General features: G+C 66.5%; 19 protein-coding genes and 1 pseudogene. 9 read left to right on the top strand and 11 right to left on the bottom strand.

Annotated features, from left to right (window positions below):
* Positions 1–376 precede the first annotated feature (376 nt).
* The 4 genes from PKF00_RS00860 (at position 377) to PKF00_RS00845 (ending at position 4,218) form a co-directional block, all read left to right on the top strand.
* Entirely contained in the window at positions 377–574 is a 198-nt protein-coding gene (locus PKF00_RS00860; protein ID WP_271215366.1) for a helix-hairpin-helix domain-containing protein, read from the top strand.
* 849 nt (positions 575–1,423) lie between these two features.
* On the top strand, positions 1,424–3,037 hold the full coding sequence (locus PKF00_RS00855) for an RICIN domain-containing protein (protein WP_271215365.1): 1,614 nt from the start codon (positions 1,424–1,426) through the stop codon (positions 3,035–3,037).
* Between the two features lie 236 nt (positions 3,038–3,273).
* Positions 3,274–3,546 carry a hypothetical protein gene (locus tag PKF00_RS00850; protein ID WP_271215364.1) on the top strand — a complete coding sequence of 91 codons (273 nt, stop codon included), beginning with the start codon at positions 3,274–3,276 and terminating at the stop codon, positions 3,544–3,546.
* A gap of 12 nt (positions 3,547–3,558) precedes the next feature.
* Positions 3,559–4,218, top strand: a complete 660-nt coding sequence (locus PKF00_RS00845) for a class I SAM-dependent methyltransferase (protein ID WP_271215363.1) — start codon at positions 3,559–3,561, stop codon at positions 4,216–4,218.
* 142 nt (positions 4,219–4,360) lie between these two features.
* Here PKF00_RS00845 and PKF00_RS00840 read toward each other — a convergent pair whose 3' ends face one another.
* From PKF00_RS00840 to PKF00_RS00815, 7 genes and pseudogenes are all read right to left on the bottom strand, one after another.
* A complete protein-coding gene (locus PKF00_RS00840) occupies positions 4,361–5,167 on the bottom strand; it encodes an SAM-dependent methyltransferase (RefSeq protein WP_271215362.1) in 807 nt (268 codons plus the stop codon).
* A 510-nt stretch (positions 5,168–5,677) separates the two neighbouring features.
* Complete coding sequence (locus tag PKF00_RS00835) at positions 5,678–7,081, bottom strand: FkbM family methyltransferase (RefSeq protein ID WP_271215361.1); 1,404 nt, start codon at positions 7,079–7,081, stop codon at positions 5,678–5,680.
* Between the two features lie 6 nt (positions 7,082–7,087).
* On the bottom strand, positions 7,088–8,269 hold the full coding sequence (locus tag PKF00_RS00830) for an alpha/beta fold hydrolase (RefSeq protein ID WP_271215360.1): 1,182 nt from the start codon (positions 8,267–8,269) through the stop codon (positions 7,088–7,090).
* On the bottom strand, positions 8,266–9,201 hold the full coding sequence (locus PKF00_RS00825) for a chlorinating enzyme (RefSeq protein ID WP_271215359.1): 936 nt from the start codon (positions 9,199–9,201) through the stop codon (positions 8,266–8,268). The genes PKF00_RS00830 and PKF00_RS00825 overlap by 4 nt, the downstream gene beginning before the upstream one ends.
* A 39-nt stretch (positions 9,202–9,240) precedes the next feature.
* A complete protein-coding gene (locus tag PKF00_RS00820; RefSeq protein ID WP_271215358.1) occupies positions 9,241–11,076 on the bottom strand; it encodes a non-ribosomal peptide synthetase in 1,836 nt (611 codons plus the stop codon).
* A 29-nt stretch (positions 11,077–11,105) separates the two neighbouring features.
* Positions 11,106–11,351, bottom strand: coding sequence for a carbamoyltransferase C-terminal domain-containing protein (locus PKF00_RS44570; RefSeq protein WP_369011143.1), 246 nt, complete (start codon positions 11,349–11,351; stop codon positions 11,106–11,108).
* A gap of 55 nt (positions 11,352–11,406) precedes the next feature.
* Positions 11,407–12,423, bottom strand: a pseudogene (locus PKF00_RS00815) (carbamoyltransferase N-terminal domain-containing protein); the annotation flags it as partial.
* A gap of 1,239 nt (positions 12,424–13,662) precedes the next feature.
* Here PKF00_RS00815 and PKF00_RS00810 point away from each other — a divergent pair.
* From PKF00_RS00810 to PKF00_RS00795, 4 genes are all read left to right on the top strand, one after another.
* Complete coding sequence (locus PKF00_RS00810) at positions 13,663–13,935, top strand: hypothetical protein (RefSeq protein WP_271215356.1); 273 nt, start codon at positions 13,663–13,665, stop codon at positions 13,933–13,935.
* A 165-nt stretch (positions 13,936–14,100) separates the two neighbouring features.
* Positions 14,101–14,229 carry a hypothetical protein gene (locus PKF00_RS00805; RefSeq protein ID WP_271215355.1) on the top strand — a complete coding sequence of 43 codons (129 nt, stop codon included), beginning with the start codon at positions 14,101–14,103 and terminating at the stop codon, positions 14,227–14,229.
* A 54-nt stretch (positions 14,230–14,283) separates the two neighbouring features.
* Complete coding sequence (locus tag PKF00_RS00800) at positions 14,284–14,913, top strand: amidohydrolase family protein (RefSeq protein WP_271215354.1); 630 nt, start codon at positions 14,284–14,286, stop codon at positions 14,911–14,913.
* Positions 14,914–14,962: 49 nt separating this feature from the next.
* The gene (locus PKF00_RS00795; protein WP_271215353.1) at positions 14,963–16,120 is read left to right on the top strand and encodes an acyl-CoA dehydrogenase family protein; all 1,158 of its coding nucleotides are present in this window, start codon (positions 14,963–14,965) and stop codon (positions 16,118–16,120) included.
* 19 nt (positions 16,121–16,139) lie between these two features.
* On the opposite strand, the gene PKF00_RS00790 is transcribed toward PKF00_RS00795, so the two are convergent.
* The 3 genes from PKF00_RS00790 to PKF00_RS00780 all read right to left on the bottom strand — a co-directional run bounded on the left by PKF00_RS00790 (position 16,140) and on the right by PKF00_RS00780 (position 18,151).
* Positions 16,140–16,385, bottom strand: coding sequence for a hypothetical protein (locus tag PKF00_RS00790; protein ID WP_271215352.1), 246 nt, complete (start codon positions 16,383–16,385; stop codon positions 16,140–16,142).
* Complete coding sequence (locus tag PKF00_RS00785) at positions 16,349–16,963, bottom strand: hypothetical protein (protein WP_271215351.1); 615 nt, start codon at positions 16,961–16,963, stop codon at positions 16,349–16,351. The genes PKF00_RS00790 and PKF00_RS00785 overlap by 37 nt, the downstream gene beginning before the upstream one ends.
* Positions 16,964–17,593: 630 nt before the next feature.
* Entirely contained in the window at positions 17,594–18,151 is a 558-nt protein-coding gene (locus PKF00_RS00780) for an SMI1/KNR4 family protein (RefSeq protein ID WP_271215350.1), read from the bottom strand.
* Between PKF00_RS00780 and PKF00_RS00775 the strand changes: the two genes are divergently transcribed.
* Positions 18,035–18,274 carry a hypothetical protein gene (locus PKF00_RS00775; RefSeq protein ID WP_271216363.1) on the top strand — a complete coding sequence of 80 codons (240 nt, stop codon included), beginning with the start codon at positions 18,035–18,037 and terminating at the stop codon, positions 18,272–18,274. The genes PKF00_RS00780 and PKF00_RS00775 overlap by 117 nt on opposite strands.
* Before the next feature lie 83 nt (positions 18,275–18,357).
* On the opposite strand, the gene PKF00_RS00770 is transcribed toward PKF00_RS00775, so the two are convergent.
* Complete coding sequence (locus PKF00_RS00770; RefSeq protein WP_271215349.1) at positions 18,358–18,573, bottom strand: hypothetical protein; 216 nt, start codon at positions 18,571–18,573, stop codon at positions 18,358–18,360.
* Positions 18,574–19,005 lie beyond the last annotated feature (432 nt).

Here is a 19,005-nt window from a genome sequence, read left to right as displayed (position 1 = left end):
CGGCGGTCGCCTGGGCCCGTTCCGGCGGCCTTCCTGAGCGGGCCTGAAGGGGCTGCGGAGGCAGGACGGAGATCTGTCGCTCGCCTCGAACTGTTCGGAAGTCTGTGCACAACATCTCGAAATCTGTGGATAAGTGGCTCAATTGCCCGAACGCCCTGTGGATAACTCGGTCGGCCCTGGAGGAGGGACGCCCCTCATGATCCGTCTGAGGGTCTTCGGGTCCACCGAGGATCTCCGCGTCCACAGAAGGTGACACAGTCATCACTGGAGCGGCGGACGCCACCCGAGTCGCGGAGAAACTGTCGGCCCCGGGCCGTACCCTCACCACCGCAAGGTGAACACAGAGCAAGACGGACACAGGGATGGAGACAAGAGCGTGGACGGCGAGAGCGACCTGCCCCGGCTGAGCGCACCGGCGCGCCGCGCCCTGATCAACGCGGGCTACACCCGGATGGAGCAACTCCCCGGCGTCACCGCGGCCGAGCTCCTCACCCTGCACGGCATGGGCCCGAAGGCGCTGGGCATGCTGCGCGTCGCCCTCGCGGAGCAGGGGCTCGCCCTCCGCGACGACTGACGGAGCCGCCGCCCCGCCCTGCGCCGCCCTGCCCTGCGCCGCCTCGCCCCTGACGGTCCCGACCGGACGACTCCGGTCCGAGGTGAGGATCCACCCGAACCTCGGGCTCCGGCTCGCGCGTCCTTCGGGAGGGTTCGCACGTCTCCCGGAAACTCGTGCCGTCTCCCGGGAAAAGGTCGCCTCCGCGCGTGAGTGGGACTTCGTGGGTCGCAGATGTGCCCGAGGGGCGCGCCCTTTCGCCCGTTTCCTGCCCCCTTGGAACGCTCCTTCGCCGGATCTCGGTCGACGCGTTTCCACGACAATGTCGGCACCTCCGAGCTTTCCCGGAAATCGACACGCTTTCCGCGGGCGTCAAGGGGACTCGGCCGATGCCGTCTTGGCCGGAGACGTCGCCTTGGCGGGTGAGGACGTCCGTGTGAAACGACCGGGGCCGGGAATCCCGTTGCCTCGTCGTGCGCCGTGGCCTGCCGCCGACACCTTTTCACCAGGTGCGGATCCCGATCGAATGCCTCGGAGGCGGGCATTCGCCACCCGTTCGGAATCAATTTCCTTGACAAGTCCGAGCGCACGTGAACGGGATTGTTTTAACATGTGTCACAATTTTCACATCTGTAAAGTTTCTTTTCTGTTACCGTCAGACGGTTCCCGGGCGATTCGGCGGCGGTTATCGTATGGAATCGATCAAGCCAACGGGGTTAAATCCGCCACCACGGATCGCGACCGGTAACTCTGGCACGACTTCCACGTCGACCGGGCATCGATGCGTTTCAACATGAGGCTGCACGGGCGTATTCGGCGTGCGCGAAAACTGCTGGACGTCGCAGGAGAGGTTAATTTCTGATGCCATCGATGAGTGTGAAACGAGGTTTCCGGGCGCGGGTGCTCGCCGTCGCGGTGCCCGTCCTCGTTCTGCTCGGCCTGACGCCCGCCACGCCCGCCGCCGCCACCGGCGGTGCCATCGTCGTTCCGCAGGTGCACTGCGTCGGCGACGGCGTCAGCGGCCATCGCGTCAAACTGATCTACGCGTACGAATCAGGCTCCGACCACTTCACCGAGAAGGAGCCGCTGATCCGGCAGGCCGCGTGGGTCACGCAGGAGAACGTGAACGACAGCGCGCGCCGGGACGGCGCCGAGCGCTGGATCCGCTGGGAGACCACCGGCTCCACCGGCTGCGACCTGGACATCGACTCCGTCCAGATCCCCACGGGCGAGGCCAACGACGAGTGGATGGAGTCGCTGCAGGACCTCGGTTACACCGACACCGACCACATCTACATCGCCTACGTCGAGGGCCGCAACGGCTGTGGCGACACGATCGGTGACGGTCCGATCGCCAACGACGACTCGTCCGGGACCGGCAACCGCCACAACTCGTACGCCACCTGGGTCGCCCTCTCACCGGGCTGCGCCACCGGGCACGAGATGACCCACGAGCTCGCGCACGCGCTGGGCGGGATTCTGACGAACGCCCCCAACCACATCCCCGGCTACCACTGCAGCGACTCCAACGAGACGCTCTGCCAGGGCGGCGCCACCGTGGCCTGCCCCGACCCGCTCGCGGTCCGGCTGATGGACTGCGGCAGGGACGACTACTTCGGCGTCACCCCGGTCGGCACCTACCTGTCCACCTCCTGGAACGCCGCCAACCACAGCCTCTACCTGGAGCACGGCTCCTCGGTTCCGGCCATGACCACGATCCCGCCGCTACCGGCCCAACTCCTCACCGGAGTGGACGTGGAGGGCACCGAGATCGCCTTCAAGTACGCGCCGAGCACCAAGGTCTACGGCACCGGCGTCACCCATGAGGTGCAGCTCCTGCGGAACGGCACGGTTGTCGCCACCGTCCCGTCCTGGCAGAAGACGATCCGGGTGACGGGCCTGCCGTCCAACACCAGCGCGGGCTACAGGCTCCGGGAGCGGGTCACCCAGAGCGGGGTCACCCGTACCTCGGCGGAGTCCGACCAGCTGATCGTCCTGACCAGCACGAGCAGCGACCCCGCCGGCGGCGTGGCGGACGGGATCACCACGGTCTTCACCAACGACGTCTTCGACTCCTCAGGACCGAGCATGGCCATGGACCTGTACGCCTTCGACACCTCGGAGAACGCCTCCATCGTGCAGTGGCCGCTGAACTACCTGAAGAACCAGCAGTGGCTGCTGGACGCGGTCGGCGGCGGCGCGTACACGATCGCCAGCGCGCACAGCGGCAAGTGCCTGACCCCGCTGGGCGGCAGCGGCACCGCCGGGACGGCCGTGGTCCAGGTCACCTGCACCGGGGCCACCGCGCAGCAGTGGACGTTCCCCTCGATCTCCGGGGTCACCTACCAGATCAAGGCGAGCGTCGGCACCAACCAGTGCGTCCAGGCGAGCGGCGGCGGCACCAGCGGCGGCACCGGCCTGGTCCTCGCCACCTGCAACTCCTCCGCCCCCACCCAGCGCTGGACCAGCAACCAGGTCGGCTGAGCCGGACGGTCTGATCGCGACCGATCCGGGCGGCCACCCGATCGGCAGGGCCGCGCCTCACTTGTGGGGCGCGGCCCGTTCGTCGTTTCGGTAGGAAAACATGCCTTGATATATGCGGTTTGTGAGAAGAAATCCAGCTGTCGGAATCGTCGGCGCAGGGAGGAAAAAGCAGGGAGTGCCAACGTGCCGACAAGGACGATCCCGAACACACGGCCGAACGGAGGACATCCGGCGACGTGCTCAAGCCGAAGGCGATTCCCCGGGACTGGAGTCGCGTGTTCGAGGCGAATACGCGGAAGTATCCCGCCGCGTCGCGTGACGCCGGTCCCGGCGCGGACCTGGTCGAAACCTCCTCCGGCCCGTTCGCCGCCGACTGCCTCCGCGAAATGCTCGGCTTTCGCAGTGTCGGCCGCCACGACGCGCGCCGATGGTCTCAGGCGATCATGGACGGCGACAGCCCGGTGCAGGAGGACCTCGGCCTGACCCGCGCTCTTGTCGGCGGCGGGTGACATGATCGGCCGATGCCGGAAATCAGTGCTTCGGTCGCGGCCTTCTGGGATGCTCTCGCCGCGTCCTTCGACGAGGAAGCCGACCACGGCCTTCGCGATCCCGGCGTCAAGGCCGTGTGGGAAGAGCGCCTGCGCTCGTGGATGCCTTCTTCGCCTGCCGATGTCTTGGACCTGGGGTGCGGCACCGGCTCGTTGTCCTTGGTGCTCGCCGAGCAGGGTCACCGGCCGGTCGGAGTGGACCTGGCGCCGCTGATGATCGAACAGGCTCGGCGAAAGCTCACGGAGGCCGGCTTCGAGGCCGTGATGACGGTGGGCGACGCGAGCGACCCGCCCGCGCGGGCAGGGACGTCCTTCGACGCGATCCTCTCCCGTCACCTGCTGTGGACCCTGCCCGACCCGCAGGAGGCGTTGCGCCGATGGATCGGCCTGTTGCGCCCTGGAGGGCGTCTGGTGCTCGTCGAGGGGCGCTGGGCGTCTGCCGAACCGGACGAGGACCAGTCCTATGCGGTCGGGTCCGAGGTGATGCCGTGGATGGGCGGAGTCGAGGCCGAGCGGCTTGTCCAGGCACTGCGCCCGCTGGTCAGGACGTTGCGCGTCGAGCCACTGCTTGATGCCGCTTTGTGGGGGCGGCCCGTCCAGGACGAGCGATATGCCGTCGTCGCCTTCGTGTAGCGATCCGCTTGCCATGCCGAGCCCTGAGAAGGGGGCGGTGCGGTCGGCGATCTCAGGGAGGGCGGGCGTCCCCCAGGTTGGAGGCGGCGGCTCGACGGGCTCGCCTGCGGCCGGTCTCGGTGCGACGCCGTCGTCGACCTCCCTACGGTTTACGGCCCACCGCGGCGTACATGTTGGTGGCGGTGTCCGGGAGAGGCTCGTCGTCGGGGCCGGGGTGCCAGCGGGGCATCGGGACGATCCCCGGGTCGAGCAGCTCCAGGCCGGTGAACAGGCGTTCCACCTCGGCGCGGCCGCGCAGGTACATGGGGATGCCTCTGTCGGTGTACTCGCGGGCGAGACGCTCCGACTCGGGGGCGAGCTCGTCGGTCGGGATGGTGACGGCGAAGTGGCTGCCCGAGGGGAGCGGTTCGAGGAGCGATTGCACCATTCCCTGGGCGTCCTCCACGAACTGGAGCATCGCTATCACGGTGAGCGCGACCGGCTGGGAGAAGTCGATCACCTGGTGGAGCGTGGAGTCGCCGAGAAGCGTCTCGGGGGCGCGCATGTCGGCCTGGATGTAGGCGATGTGCCCCTGGGGCGTGCCGGTCAGCAGGGCGCGCGCGTGCGCCAGCACGATGGGGTCGTTGTCGACGTAGACGACGTGCGCGTCGGGCGCGGTCTCCTGGACCACCTCGTGCAGGTTCGGCGACGAGGGAATGCCGGTGCCGACATCGATGAACTGCCGCACCCCCAGGCCGGTGAGATGGCGGGCCATCCGGTGCATGCAGGCCCGGTTGGCCAGCATCGAGGTGCGCAGCCCGGGCCAGTCGGTCAGCACCTTGGCCGCGGTGTCCCGGTCAGCGGCGAAATTGTCCTTGCCGCCCATGATGTAGTCGTAGACCCGCGCCGAGTGCGGCCGGTTGGTCTGCAGGTCGACTGCGGCGACCCGGTCCTGGGGGGCGTCTGACATCTCTGACCACTGCCTTCCGCTTGCTCCTGCCGTGATGTCACGGCCGCACACTCAAGATCACTTTAGTGTGCGAATCGAGCGTTGTGTCGCCGCTTCCTTCATATCGCACCCTCGTCCGGATTCCAGAAGAACCGAGCGATTCGGGGGGCTCGAAGCCGAGCTGCGCGGACGAGCGGTCCGGACGGTCGCCGAAGTGCGACCGGGTCACCCGAGCGAGTGGGTTGCGATCAACGCGGTCGCGGCCGAGCCCGACCGGTCGCACACGCACTCGTGACCTTCGTCGGCGCTGTCGGCCTCCGCGAGACTCTCACCCGCACGGCTTCGAATCGTCTCATCGGTCAGGACGACGGAGGCCTGCGTTCTGGGCGACGGCAAGGAGACGCTCTACCGTGCGCATGTTCCTCGGCGGGTGGCAGGGCACGGGCGCGACCCCGGAAAGGAGACAGGCCCGGAACGCGCGGATGAACTCCAGCCCGTGGGGATAGAGCAGCAGGGGCCGGGCCGACCTCTTCATCTCATGTTCCTGCGGATGATCGCCGCGATCTCGTTGAAACGGCTGCCGCCGAACAGCTGATCCGGCGGCAGCACGTTCTCGCCGAAAACCTCGTCCACCTCGAGCACCATTCGCACCGATTTCAGCGACGTCCCGCCCAGGGCGAAGAAGTCGTCGGACGCCGAGATGTCCTCAACCTTTAAGATCCTGCGCCAGATGGAGGCGAGCTTCTCCTCGATCTCGGACAGCGGGCCCCCCTCAGCGGGTCCTTCCGAGAGCCGGGCGATGAGCGCGGCCGCGTCGATCTCGCCGTGGGCGTCCCTCGGCAGGGCCGTGGCGAACTGGAACCGTTCCACCGCCAGGTCGGCGAGCTCGCCGGCGAGCTCGTCACGGATGGCTCCGGCCAGCGCCCGGCGCGTCGAGAGCGGCCGGCGCCAGGGCGGGGAGGAGAGATCCGGTCCCACGGGTCCCCGTCGGCCGTAGACGCCGTACATGTTCGTGTTCAACAGGTCCTGGTTTCGATCGACCAGCAGGTTGAAGCCCTTGCTCTCCAACAGGGAGACGCAGTCGGCGACCCGGCCGTCGATGTCGTGGACCTCCATGACCACCTGATCGATTCGCTGCCACAGCTCGTCGTTGATGCCGTGCAGGACCTGCCACTCCGCCTTCTCGACGTCGATCTTCAAGAGATCGACGCGGTCGATGGGATGGCCCTCCAGCGCCTGCCCCAGCGTCTTCACGCTGCACTCGATGGACTCGCCGACGAGCAGCTCGGCGACCATGGCGTCGAGCCCGGCCTCGGAGGCGGCTTCCTCATGGCCCACGAGATAGGCCTTGAGGACCTCCCGGTCCGCCTGGTCGGCGAGGAGACCGGACATCGCCGTGTTCTTCGGATAGTAGGTGACCACCGTCTGCCGGCGCGTGTCGCCCACCGCGCAGGGAATGACCACGACGTCGATGTCGTGCAGCCTGGCGTTCAGCTCGATGGCCCGGCAGAGGTGAGGGACGGGCTCGATTGCGAAGATCCGGGCGTCCGGGCGCGCCTTTCCGAACAGCACCGAGGCCCCGCCGATGTTCGCGCCGACGTCGATCACGGTCGGGCGATCCGGCAACCTCACTCCGTTGCGCAGGTATTCGTTGTCCCGGAACACCTCGCGAAAGATGAAGTCGGCCTCCCGCCGGTTGCGGTGGAAGATCATCAGGTCGTCGTCGGGCTCGAACAGGGAGAGTTCGCCGTCCGCGTCGGCCTCCTCGCAGAGGGCCGTTGCCCGCAGGACCGCGGGGGCGGCCTCGCCCGGTACGACGAAGACCGCGACGACCCGCCGGTCCCCTGTCCTGTCCCGCACGAGGACGCATTCCTCGGCGAGTTCGCCGAGGTCACGATTGAGTTTCTCGATTTCGAGGGATGCGGTGTTGATCATTGTCCTTCAGACGTAGGTCGAATGCTGCGCCGCCATGAAGTCGACGGCCAGTTTGGTCAATCGGGGCGAAGCGTCAAAGACGGAGAGATGATCCCCGCTGGGCTCCTTGACGAGACGGGCACGGGCGAGCTCGCGCGCCACGCGATGCGAACCCTCCGGGTGTGCGGTCGTGTCGGTCCGGCTCGTCACGACCAGCGTCGGGTGGGGAACGCGGCCGAGCAGATCCGTGACGTCGAAGGACATGATCGCGAGGTTCAGCCGACAATAGTGATGGAACAGGGTCGGCGTGGCGTAGGGATAGATCACCAGCGGTGCGACCCGCTCGGGGATCGTCGCCAGGGCGGCGGGGCGACGCATGAGCTTCTGGTAGGAGGTCGCCTTCGCCTGGCTGTCCGCTCCCATCTCCATCAGCGCCTGGACGTCCCGCTGGTGATCGGTCTTCGTCGAGTGGGCCCCGAAGTCGTAGTCTCCGTGCCACAAGCTCATTGACCGGAAGCGCTCGGGGCGTCGGTGGACCGCCTCGAGCGCGATCACCGCGCCGCCGCAGAGGCCCATCACGTGACAGGTCGGCACGTCGAGCGCGTCCATGACCGCCAGCAGATCGCCGGCCTGAGTGGCCACGTCGCTCGCCATGTCAGCCTCGGGATCACGCGGGGAGAACAGGCCGCGCGTCTGCCAAGTCATGACGAAGTGCTCCTCGCCGAGCGCTCGCAGCCACCGCTGCGACAGCTCGACGGGCATGCCGCAGGGAGGGACCAGCATCACCGCGGGACGCGTCCGATCACCGGCCGTGAACGCGTCGAGCGTCAGGCCGTCGCGCGTGTTGATCCGCACCACCCGGGGCGCCTGGTCGCGAGCCCTGGCCGCGGCGCGCTCGAGCAGCGCGTCCCCGGTGCCCCGGGCCCACTCCTCGAGCGGTTCGACGTCCCGGAGCAAGCCGCCGATCCGGCGCTCGATCGCGAGCCCGAACGAGCTGGGGGCCTGTTGCGGCGCGGAGCAGACATGAATCGCCTGGCGCAGGCCGACCTCGTGCGCGAGGCGGTCGAACAGGCGCTGGGAAGCCTCGCCGAGACGCTCGAGGTCCTCCACGACCACCTCGAAGCGGTCCTGCGGCAGCCGATCGGCCAGCGGCTTGACCTGGCCGAAGACCTCGACGGCGTGCGCCGCCCACTCCTTGGGCCCACTCATGTGCCGTTCCTGCGAAACGGGATGCCGGTCGTCGTGTGGGTCAGGAGCCGGTTTCGCCGGTACCGGTCCTCACCCGACACCAGCACGCACCCGAAGCGGTCGAGCGAGATGCGCCCGCCGTACTCGCGGATCTCGTCAAGGTCCGGATAGACGTATACCGACGCCGGAACGTAGCGGCTGACGAAGCCGAGGCGCATCTCCTGCGTCCGCCCGGCGTGGCTGTGGGAGGCGTGCATCAGCGTCGACCAGAAGATGATGAACTGCCCCGGCTTCAGCTCCATCGACACTGCCTTGCTCTCGTCCGGAGACCAGTCCGGATCGATCTGCAGCTGGCGATAGTCGTAGCCGAAGAAGCCCCGGTTCACGCCGTTCTTGTTCTTGTTGCGGTTCACCTCGGGGTCGTAGTGCATCCCCAGGCTCTCGTCGTAGAACATCTGCCGGTGGGTGCCCGGGATGAACTGCAGGCAGGCGGTCTCGACGGTGGCCTCGGTGAAAGCCGTCCACACCGTGATCGTGCCGCCGTACTCCTTGTCCTCGGCCCAGACGATCTGGGGTTCTCCTCCCGCGTTGGCGAACGTGTCCGCCTGATGCCAGTCGGTGCCCTCGTCACCGGGGTACTTCGGGAAGAACTCGGATCGCCAGCAGATGACGTCGTCGCCGAGGATGCTCGTCACGCGCTGGACGATCTCGGGCCGCGCGATGTGCTCGGCCAGGAAGCCGTTGTCGAGGTGGCGGTCGTAGTTGGAGATGTTGGTTCCTTGCGAGATCGCCTCCGTGTCCTGATAGACGGACTGGCTCCGATCGAGCAGCCTCAGCCGCTCCTTCCGCCAGCGGTCGGCCATCTCCGACGGCTCATAGAGCGTGAACGGCCCGGCGTAGCCGTTCCGCTGGAATTCGCCGAGCTCGGTGGGCGTGAGCTTGAACTGACTCATGACATCAACTCCCGAGATCTGGGGCTAACAGACCGGCGGTCAATCGGCTTCGGACGCGAGCTGCTTGCCGACCTGTTCGACGTAGAGGTCGAGAGACAGACCCTCGGCGAAGACACCCAGGTCGACCTCCACGGAGAACTGGTTCTTCGTCTCCGCCATGATGCGGATGAGATCGAGCGAAGTGCCGCCGCCCTCGAAGAAGTCCATGTCCGACGAGACGACGGGCTTCCTCAGGACCTGCTCCCAGATGGCCCGGACCTTCTCGGAGTAGCCGTCGATCGTGTCCAGCCGCAGCGACGGGTCTTGCGCGTGGTACACCGCCCGCAGCGAGTCGTGGTCGACCTTGCCGTTGTGGTTCCTTGGGTGCTCCTCGAGCAGGATGCACTGGACGGGGCACATGTACGCGGGGAGCGACTCGCGGATGCGCGTCATCACCGCCTCGCGGGCGGCGTCGCGCTGAGCAGGCGTGGTCCCCCGACCACACAGGGAGAACAGCACGAGGTGGGCGTCGCCGTCGGAGCGCGACACCTTCAGCACGACGGAGCCGGAGAGGCCCGGCTGCGCGTCCGCGACGGCCTCGATCTCCCGCGGATCGATCCGGTAGCCGTGCAGCTTGATCTGGGTGTCCGCGCGCCCGACGAAGAAGTGCTCGAGGCCGTCGTAGGTGACGCCGAGGTCGCCCGTGCGGTAGATCCGCTCCGGCCTGGCGTCGCCGGCGTCCAGGTGCGGGAACCGAGAGGCCGTGAGATCCGCGTCGTGCAGGTAGCCGGCGGCGACGCCGGCGCCGCCCACGTGGATCTCCCCGATCTCGCCGTGCGCGACCGGCTGCCCGGCGTCGTCCAGAAGCCGGATGGTCAGGTCGGGAATCGGCACGCCGATGGGCGAGTGCTCGGACGCCTCGAGTATGTCCGGCGTCAGCGGCCGGTACGTCACGTGCACGGTCGTCTCCGTGATCCCGTACATGTTCACCAGCCGCGGGCGGGACTCGCCGCGACGCGCCAGCCACGCCGCGGCGACGTCCTTGTCGATCGGCTCACCGCCCAGGACGATGTGCCGGAGAGAGAGGTCGGCGCTGCGGTGAGCGTCGACCGCGTCAAAGGAGCGGAACGCGGTCGGCGTCTGACTCAGGACCGTGCCCCCCTTGTCGACGACCAGTTGGTAGAAGCGTTCGGGCGTGCGGGTGGTCACGTACGGCACGATGACCACCTTGCCGCCGTACAGCAGCGCACCCCAGAGTTCCCATACGGAGAAATCGAACGCGATCGAGTGGAACAGGGTCCAGACGTCGGCCTGGGAGAACCCGAACCAGCGCTCCGTCTCACGAAACAGTCTGTCGACGTTCCCGTGCCGGACGATGACGCCGTGGGGCTTGCCGGTCGTTCCCGAGGTGTAGATGACGTAGGCCGACGCGTCTTCGGGCACCGCCACCGGGGTCCAGTCGGGCGGGGCGGTGTCGGCGAACGCGCTGCGCTCGTACGCGACGAGCGTGAGATCGGGTCGGTCGAACAAGCCCGCGAGTTCCGGAGGGGCGACGACGAGGCTCACTCGACTGTGTTCGACGATGTGGTGAGTGCGGGGCGACGGATGGTCCGGATCGATGGGCAGGTAGGCCGCCCCCGCCTTGAGGATGCTGAGCACGGCGACGACCATGTCGATTCCCCGCGGGAAGCACAGACCGATCACATCGCCGGTCTTCACGCCCCGAGAGGTAAGCCAGCCGGCGAGCCGATCGGAGGAGCCGTCGAGCTCCTGGTAGGTCAGGCTCTCGCCGCCGAACTCGACCGCGGTCCGCGAAGGCAGCTCTTTCGCCCGCTGGCGGAAGACCTCATGAAGCCCACCCCGGAATTCGTGAGGGGCGTCCGCACTGGTTGACATCCGTTCCTCTCGCCGCTGTGAATTACTGATCACTCGACCTCTGTCGTCCGCGTGTAAAGCGTTCCGTCGCTCCGTATGTAATTCACATGGCCCCATTCGGCGACGCTCTGGACATCAGGAGAGAACCCGGAACCGAGGTCGTTCGCGCTGGTGTTGCAAAGGATCGGCAGCCCGCTGTACTCCGAGTAGTGCTTGAGCAGCGCGTATATCTCCGGATTCTCTCGCTCGTTGACCGTCTGCAGCGGGCCCTCGGTCTGGAAGACCGCTGTAGACATCCCAGTCGATCGACTCGTAGCCGTGCTTGGCGACGAGCTCGCAGCAGACGATGCCGATGGCGGCACCGGTGTCGTCGGGAAACGGCGGAATCCACAGCTCCTTCAGGTCGCAGGAGCGCCGGATCGCGCTGTTCCACTTGATGTTCGGCGCGCACCCGTCGGCGTGGCACAGGTTCCGGGCTCCTGCGTCGAACTCGTTCAGCCTCGCGGCCAGCGTCCGGACCAGCACCTCTTCGATGAATTCGATGAAGTGGTGAAAGGCGGTGAGGATGTCGTCGTCGCTGAAGCGGCTGGCCTTGGCCCGGAAGACGGGCTTCAACAGCAGTGCTTGCTCGAACTCGAGCATCTGGTCGTGGGTCGTGACGCTCCCGGTCTTGGCGACCGGCTTCCCGAAGATTGAGTGAAAGCCCTCGATGAGGGACGGCTGCTTCTGCCCCTTCGCGATGTAGGCCATGTGCTTGCCGGCAAGCGAGAGGTCATTCGGCCGGCACTCCTTGTACGGAGCGAAATTCGCGGCGAAGTACGTGTGGATGAACCCGCTCATGAGAAACAGGTAGCCCAGGCACTCGAGCTGGCCGCCCCGGTCATAGTGAAAGAGCTGGGGGAACGACATGCCATCCCAGGCGAACACGAACGAGGTCTCGCCTCGTTGGGCCATGGGGCTGCTGCAATAGGCGGAGAAGATGTGCCCGGCAATATGATGGTAGCTCGTGCAATCCCGCTCGAAATAGGGGCTGAACGCGGGCTTCTTCGCCGGCGGACTCGCGCGGACGTCGTAGGGATGGCCATAGTCCGCCACCTCGAATGGCACGGTCTCCCCGCCCAGGGTCACCTCGAACGGGGTCGTGTGCCAGCCGTCGATGACGAGCGCGTCCACTTCGCTCCACTCATATCCAATGTCACGGAGCAGGTCGGACAGCTCACTCCCCGTAAGTCTGTACTCGGAGTAACGAGGGTTGTTATTAAGCTTCTCCATTTCATGACACTGAACCAGCTTGTTGTCCTCGAAGAGGGCGACGCTGCCGTCGTGGCTCAACTTGATGCCCAGAGAGGTCAGTCGTTGATTACGCATTTCCCAGCTTCGTTGTCCAAGCTTTGTTGTCGGGCGCCACGCTACCCTCGAGATATTTCCGTTTCAAGGTTCGACGGTGGAGCGGTAGTTTCGGTCCGACTCAATTTTGATTATCGCCGAGAGGTGCGACCTGGCGGAGCGTTCTCCGTTACCGCGTCGTAGGTGAAAATCGGATCGAAGGAGTGCTGGTCACACCGCGAATCGCCGCGGACTCTCGATGCTGTGACGAGTCGACGGAGCTACCTCGAACAGGAACTCGACCGATGGGCGCCGCGCGGTTTCGGACGCGCCGACGGACGTGTGTCCCGAGGGTCGGGAGTAGTGGTGACCGTCGCGAGTGCGTATTCTCCAGGCTTCCTGGATCAGCCTGGAGAACAAGCGACGCGAGACCGACTTCAGGAGTACGCCCTGGGGGTCTTCGACGCAATCCTCGAAGAGGAGAGTTGACAATAGGCCGACACGGCGGTGATGGTGGTCTTGCCGGTCACGGTGTCGGTGCGGCGTCGCCGACCCGGGCCCTGTCGTAGGTCACTCGCCATTCATCTCGCCATTTGAGAAAGCGCCGGTCCTGTCCGTTGTGGGGTCGCGTTTGAGCTGGATCCGCCTTTTAGCGTGCGCGCGGCACTGCCCAGACCTAGTCGATTTCGACGCGGGCGGCGAGCGAGGCCGGCTTGCCGGTGACGTACTGGGGCCAGTCCGTTCAGCGGCCCTCAGCGTCACGTTCGACGCGGAAGAGCCTGGCGGCAGCGATGACTTCCTCTGCCGTCACATCGGTTTCAGGCCGTTGGCCGTGCGCGAGATCGTCGAGGCGGAAACCCCGATGTCCATGGCCGGTTGCCGCCACGGCAGGCTCTCGCGCGCGACACCCAGTGCGCGGAGAACACACCGCCAGGTCGCGTCTCTCGGCGACAATCAAAATCGAAACGGACCGAAACTGCCACTCCACCGTCGAACCTTGAAACGGAAAGATCTTGAGGGTAGCGTGGCGCCCGACGACAAAGCTTGAACAACGAAGCCGGGACGCGCGCAATCAACGATTGACCTCTCTGACCATCAAGTGTCGATTCACGACGGCGGCGTCGCACTCTTCGAGGACAGCAGGCTGGTTCGGTGCCATGAAATGGAGAAGCTCAATGGCAGCCCCTGTTGCTCGGTGACCATTTCTCCATTCTTGACCGCAGATCCGTCCGGGTGACCGTCCAAGCCGTTCTCGCCTTGAACGCCCAGTGGAGAGTGCCAATGTCGACTCAGGTAAGCCCATATGGCGAAGTGTGCCGAGTGCTGGTCGCGATGCTCAGCCAGGACGGGACGGTTCGTCAGGCCGACCTGTCCCCGTCCACGCCGCTCCAGTCGCCGGGCTTGGACTCGAGGCAGTACATCAACCTGCTGCTGAGCCTGGAGGACCTCATCGGCAAAGAGCTCGACGAGGTCACCGAGCACATCGAGCTCTCCAAGATCTCCACAGTCGGCGATCCCGGCCGCCGATCATCTCGGCGATCGCGGCCGCCCTGATCGGCGCCAAGGAGATCAGGCACTGGAAGGACCAGCTCATCTACAAGCCGCCCGCGCGCGAGTCCGCCGAGAACGAGAGAGTCACCGGGTTCCATTGACTCGCTGCGGCGCGCCCTGTCGGTCCACCTGCAGGACGGAGAGAATCGCTATCGCAACCTGAATTTCATGAGCAAGGAGAAGCCGGTTTTCCAGCACTCCCATGACCTCATCTGCCGAAAGGCGGTGGACGGCTTCCCTGGCTACAGCGATCCCGAGATCTTCCCGACGCTTCATCGCGTCGTGGCAGATGATTAGACATGGGGACTGGGATCTCCATGACTCCATGACTGGCGTCCTTGATTGGCATCCATGATTGACATCCATGTCCACCCGGCGGACGCACGCTGCATCTCACCTGGATTCATCGCGGGCGTCGCAGGCTCAATGTTCGACGGCGGTCAGTCCGGCGGCGGGAATGTCGAGCGCGCCGTACGCCTCCACCTCTCGGACCGAAACGCCCGGCGGCTCTTGTCGCAGACGGACACCCACGCCATCGTCGAGTCGATCCTGCTGATCGCCGACTTCGGTCCGGCGCTCGGCGAGGGGGCCTCTCTGCCGACGCTCGGCCGAGAGCAACGGTATCCGCAGAGCCTTGAGGAGGTCATGCGGCGGTTCCCTGACGTGCCGATCGCGCCGGCGCACGGCATGGTCTGGGACCTGGAGGGGACCATCGAGCTGCTCGAGCGGCACCCCAGGAACCTCTACTCGGACATCTCATCCTTTCAGCTGCTCTCGGATCATGGCCTGGAGATGGTGCTGGAGGGTTGCGCGAAGGCACCCGACCAGGTCATCTTCGGATCCGACGCACCGCTCTATGACCTCTCAGGAAACCCAGGAGCGAAGCTCGAGGAGATGCGGAGCCGCTTGACGCCCGGGGAGCAGGCCGGGCTGTTCGAGCTGAACGCGCGCACGTTCCTTTACGGCGCCAGCGCCAGATGACACTCCCTCGCGTCGGCGAGAAAGCCCCCAGCAGGTCAAGGACAACGGTGTGAACTCGATCTACTTTTCTCCTGAGACGGATGCGTTCCGCGTGCGAACGCGGCGGTTCCTGTGCGAGCGCATCGCCCCGCATCTGGAGGCGTGGGAATCGGAGCGCCGGATTCCACGCGACGCGTGGAAGCTGCTCGCGGAGGAGGGGCTGCTGGGACTGCACTACCCCAGCGCATACGGCGGCCGCGAGCTCCCGTTCTTTCACTCGGTCGCCTACCTGGAGGAGCTGGGCCGGCTCGGCCACAGCGGCTTTCGCGGCGCGATGTCCGTCCACAGCTACATGGCGACGACCTACCTGCAGCTGGCGGGCGACCATCATCAGAAGCTCGAGTATCTGAAGCCGGCCATCCAGGGCGACAAGATCGCTGCGCTGGCGATCACGGAGCCCCAGGCCGGATCCGATGTGTCGAGCATCCGCTGTGAAGCACGGGCCATGTCGGTGGGTGATCGATACTCCATCCGAGGCAGCAAGGCCTTCGTGACCAACGGTCTGAATGCGGACTTCATGGTCACGGCGGTGAGGATGAGCGATGGCTCGGCGGCGAGCACCGGCTCCGGCGACATCTGCCTGTTCGTGGTCGACGCCCGAGCGCCGGGGGTGACGAGGACCCCGGTGGAAAAGGTGGGGTGGCACTGCTCCGACACCGCGAGCGTGCAATTCGAGGACGTCGTGGTCGAGACCGGCCAGCTTCTCGGCCGGAGGAACACCGGGTTTTTCTGGATCATGAAGGCGTTTCAGCTCGAGCGGATTGCGGCGGCCCTCCTGGCGCTGGGGGAGATCGACTACGCGCTCGAGCTGGCCCGACGATACGCGAACGAGCGCGAGGTCTTCGGCAAGACGATCGCAGGTCACCAGGTGATACGCCATCGCCTGGCCGAGCTGATGAGCCACACGGAGGCGGCGCGCCAGCTCACCTACCATGCGGCCTGGCTGCACAGTCAAGGGAAGTCGGCGGTGTCTCAATGCGCCATGGCGAAGCTGCGGGCCACCGAGCTCGCCGTCGAGGTGGCGGGGCAGTGCCTACAGATCTTCGGCGGTCATGGATATCTCTCGGAGGCGCCGATCTCCCGCGTCTTCAGGGACACGCGACTCGGCACGATCGCGGGTGGAACCAGCGAGATCATGAGGGAGATCATCGCCGAGACCGAGCTGTGACGGCCGGCGACCGGCGTCGTCAGGTCTTCTGCAAGACGAAACAACCCCACCGGAAGTAGCCCACCGTCAGGCAGGTGAAGGTCGTGGCTGGCGCGACGGACGTCGAGGCCGCGTAGTCGCTGAGGTTGATCAATACGTCACAGGAGAACACGTGGCCCAGTCGTTGAAGGTTCTCCAGATAGAACGCCCTCTCGCCGACGCCGAGCTCCCGCATCAGGCTGCGCTGGATCAGCATGTTGTAGTTTCCGCAGAAGACCTTTTCCATCCGTTCCTGCGGGTGGTCCGGCGGGATGGCTCGCCACAGCACAGCTTGGTGTCGATGAGGCCATGGTCGCCGAGGATCTGCGCCACCTCGGGATAGTCGAGCCCCACGGCGTGGATCGAGTTGACCGTCGTCGCCAGCAGTACCGCACCGACGTCGGTCGGAGCCACGCCGCTCGTCCGCACGGTTTCGCCGACCGAACGATTGCAGAGCTCGGGCAGGCTGAGTGGGCTCTTTCGATAATGACGCAGGCCGAGCTTGGTGAAGATCTGGACCTGCTCGGGGTCACCGTCCTTGATTTCGGTGAGCGGGACGGCGTCGCCGTTCGATACCCCATCCCCGCCGTGCTGGACGACCTCCTGAAGGTGGCCGATGACGCCGTCCTGGTCCGAGAGACGTCCATCGTCGCGGGCATGCGGACGCTTCTGGAGCATGCGGGCCTGGTCGTCGAGCCCCCGGCGCCCCTCGGTGTCGCCGCCGTCCTGGAAGACCCCGACCGCTTCGTCGGCCGCCGCATGGTCACCATCATCTGCGGCGGCAACGTCGACCTGGACGACTGTCGCCGCTGGGTCCTCCCTCAAGGTCCCTGGGGTGGCCGAGGCGAACCGCTGAGCGGCGGGTTCTTGTCGCCCTGGCCGCCGCCGGTCACCTGATCGTGCATCGCGGAATCAGACCCCGAGGGACGAACGGGTACTCCCTCGTACTCCACAGGCCTGTGCATGGTGAGATCGAACCTGTGTACGAGTCTGTGGAAACTGTGGATAACCCGTTCGACCTCACGGCGGGACGTCACCCCTGACCATCTGTCCAGGCTGACACAGGTGACCGCAGGGAGTGACGCAGGCGTCACCTGATCCACCGAGGAGCCGCCGGGAACCAGCACCGCCTACGCGGGCGCGCACGACCGGTGCCCCGACGAACCGGACTCCAGGCGACGGCGGTGAGCCGAGGCAGGAGATCCCCGAACCGGTCCGGCGCTTCGGCGCCGCGCTCGACGCCGTCTGTCCTGGGCCTTGATCGGCGCATGTCGCCTCACCGGCCACCGCCCTGCCCACCGAGTGCTGGGCGGGGACGGCGACCGGTGTCGTTCAGCTGGTCCCGTTGAAATCCTTGGTCAACGCATTCGCATCCGCGGCTGCGACGTCGAGATCGCACGCCTTCGCACCCACCTCCGTCGTGGCTTTGATCGGGAGGGCGTCGTGATCCTCGCCTCAAGCGGCATCGAACCAGGGTTTGCCTGCAGCCCAGTGCTTCACCCATCCGGCGAAGCCCGGATCCCCCGTGGTGAAGCCGAACTCGGCGCCGAAGGGGCCCGCGCCCTCGCCGCTGATCTGCCAGACGTGCCCCCGGTGCGGTCCGCTGACGATGAGATGCCAGTACATGCCGCACCCGTCGGTGCCCAGAACGATCGAGCCATGGTCGAAGACCGGGTTGAGAAGGAGATCGACTTCCTCCTGGGGGCGCGGATCCTCCTCCCATGACCACATTTCCGTCAATGGAAAGGGACTGGCCAAGACCCGCTGCGGTCGACCGTCTCCCCAGTCGTCGGGCAGATCAGCCAACGGCACCAGTCCGTGGTCAGGCGGGCCCGAACAGGACCCGTCGCAGATCTCCGCGACGAACGTTCGATACGGCTCCGGCAGGACGACCCCGTGCTCTGCCTCGAAAACGTGCACAGCGTCCCAACCCAGGGGTGGCTCACATGCTCCGACGTCGAAGGCGGTACGAAGCGCGGCGAGGTCGGCGGGAGCGGCGTGATCAGTGTTCATGCGGCCAATCGCTATCACCACGCGCCGACGAAGCGCATCGACGAGTCCTCGGTCCGGAAAAGCTCGGTCGCCTCGGCCACGGCCGAGGCGGACCTGCTCGCCGGCGACCGCCCCGCCATCTGACCCGCCCACGGGCGCGTACCAGCGTGGTCATCCGCCAAGACAGCCCACACCGGGCGTGCCCGCAACCCATCGATCCACTCAGATCAAAGCGGTACTTCCATCATGCGCATCACCACTGCCAACACCCCCACCCCGGGTCCGGTGCCGCTCCTCGGGCGCAGGCCCGGCTGGACCAACTCGACGCGGTGGACGTCGCCGACCTGGTCGCCGAGACCGCCGACGCCGTGCCGCTCGACCAGGTGACCGAAAGGCTCGTCGAGGTCTTCGGCGACCGTCGACGCCGGCCGACGCCTGTTCACGTGACGAGGGGACCGGATGCCGGCCTGCGGTGGCCACCGTCGCCCGCGAGGCCGACATCAGTCCCCGCTCGGTGCGGCGGGTCCTCGTCGACCTGGTCACCGCCAGTCGCCTGATCGTGCATCGCGGAATCGGACCCCGAGGGACGAACAGGTCCTTCCTGGCGCTCCGCAAGCCTGCGCCTAACGAGATCGAACCTGTGTACGAGTCTGTGGAAACTGTGGATAACTCATTCGACTCCGGAGCGGGATGTCACCCCTGACAAACTGTCCGGGCTGACATCCGCGGCCGCAAGGGAGTGACGCAGGTGTTGCCCGGTCCACCCAAGAACCGCCATGAACCACCACCGCCTTCGCGGGCGCGCGACCGGCGCTCCGGCGACGGGCCGGGCCTCAGGTGGCGGCGGGGAGTCGAGGCAGGAGATCCCCGAACCG

The organism is Streptosporangium carneum, assembly GCF_027922005.1.
GTDB classification, from domain to species: Bacteria; Actinomycetota; Actinomycetes; order Streptosporangiales; family Streptosporangiaceae; genus Streptosporangium; species Streptosporangium carneum.
This window is presented reverse-complemented; position numbering and strand designations above follow the sequence as displayed.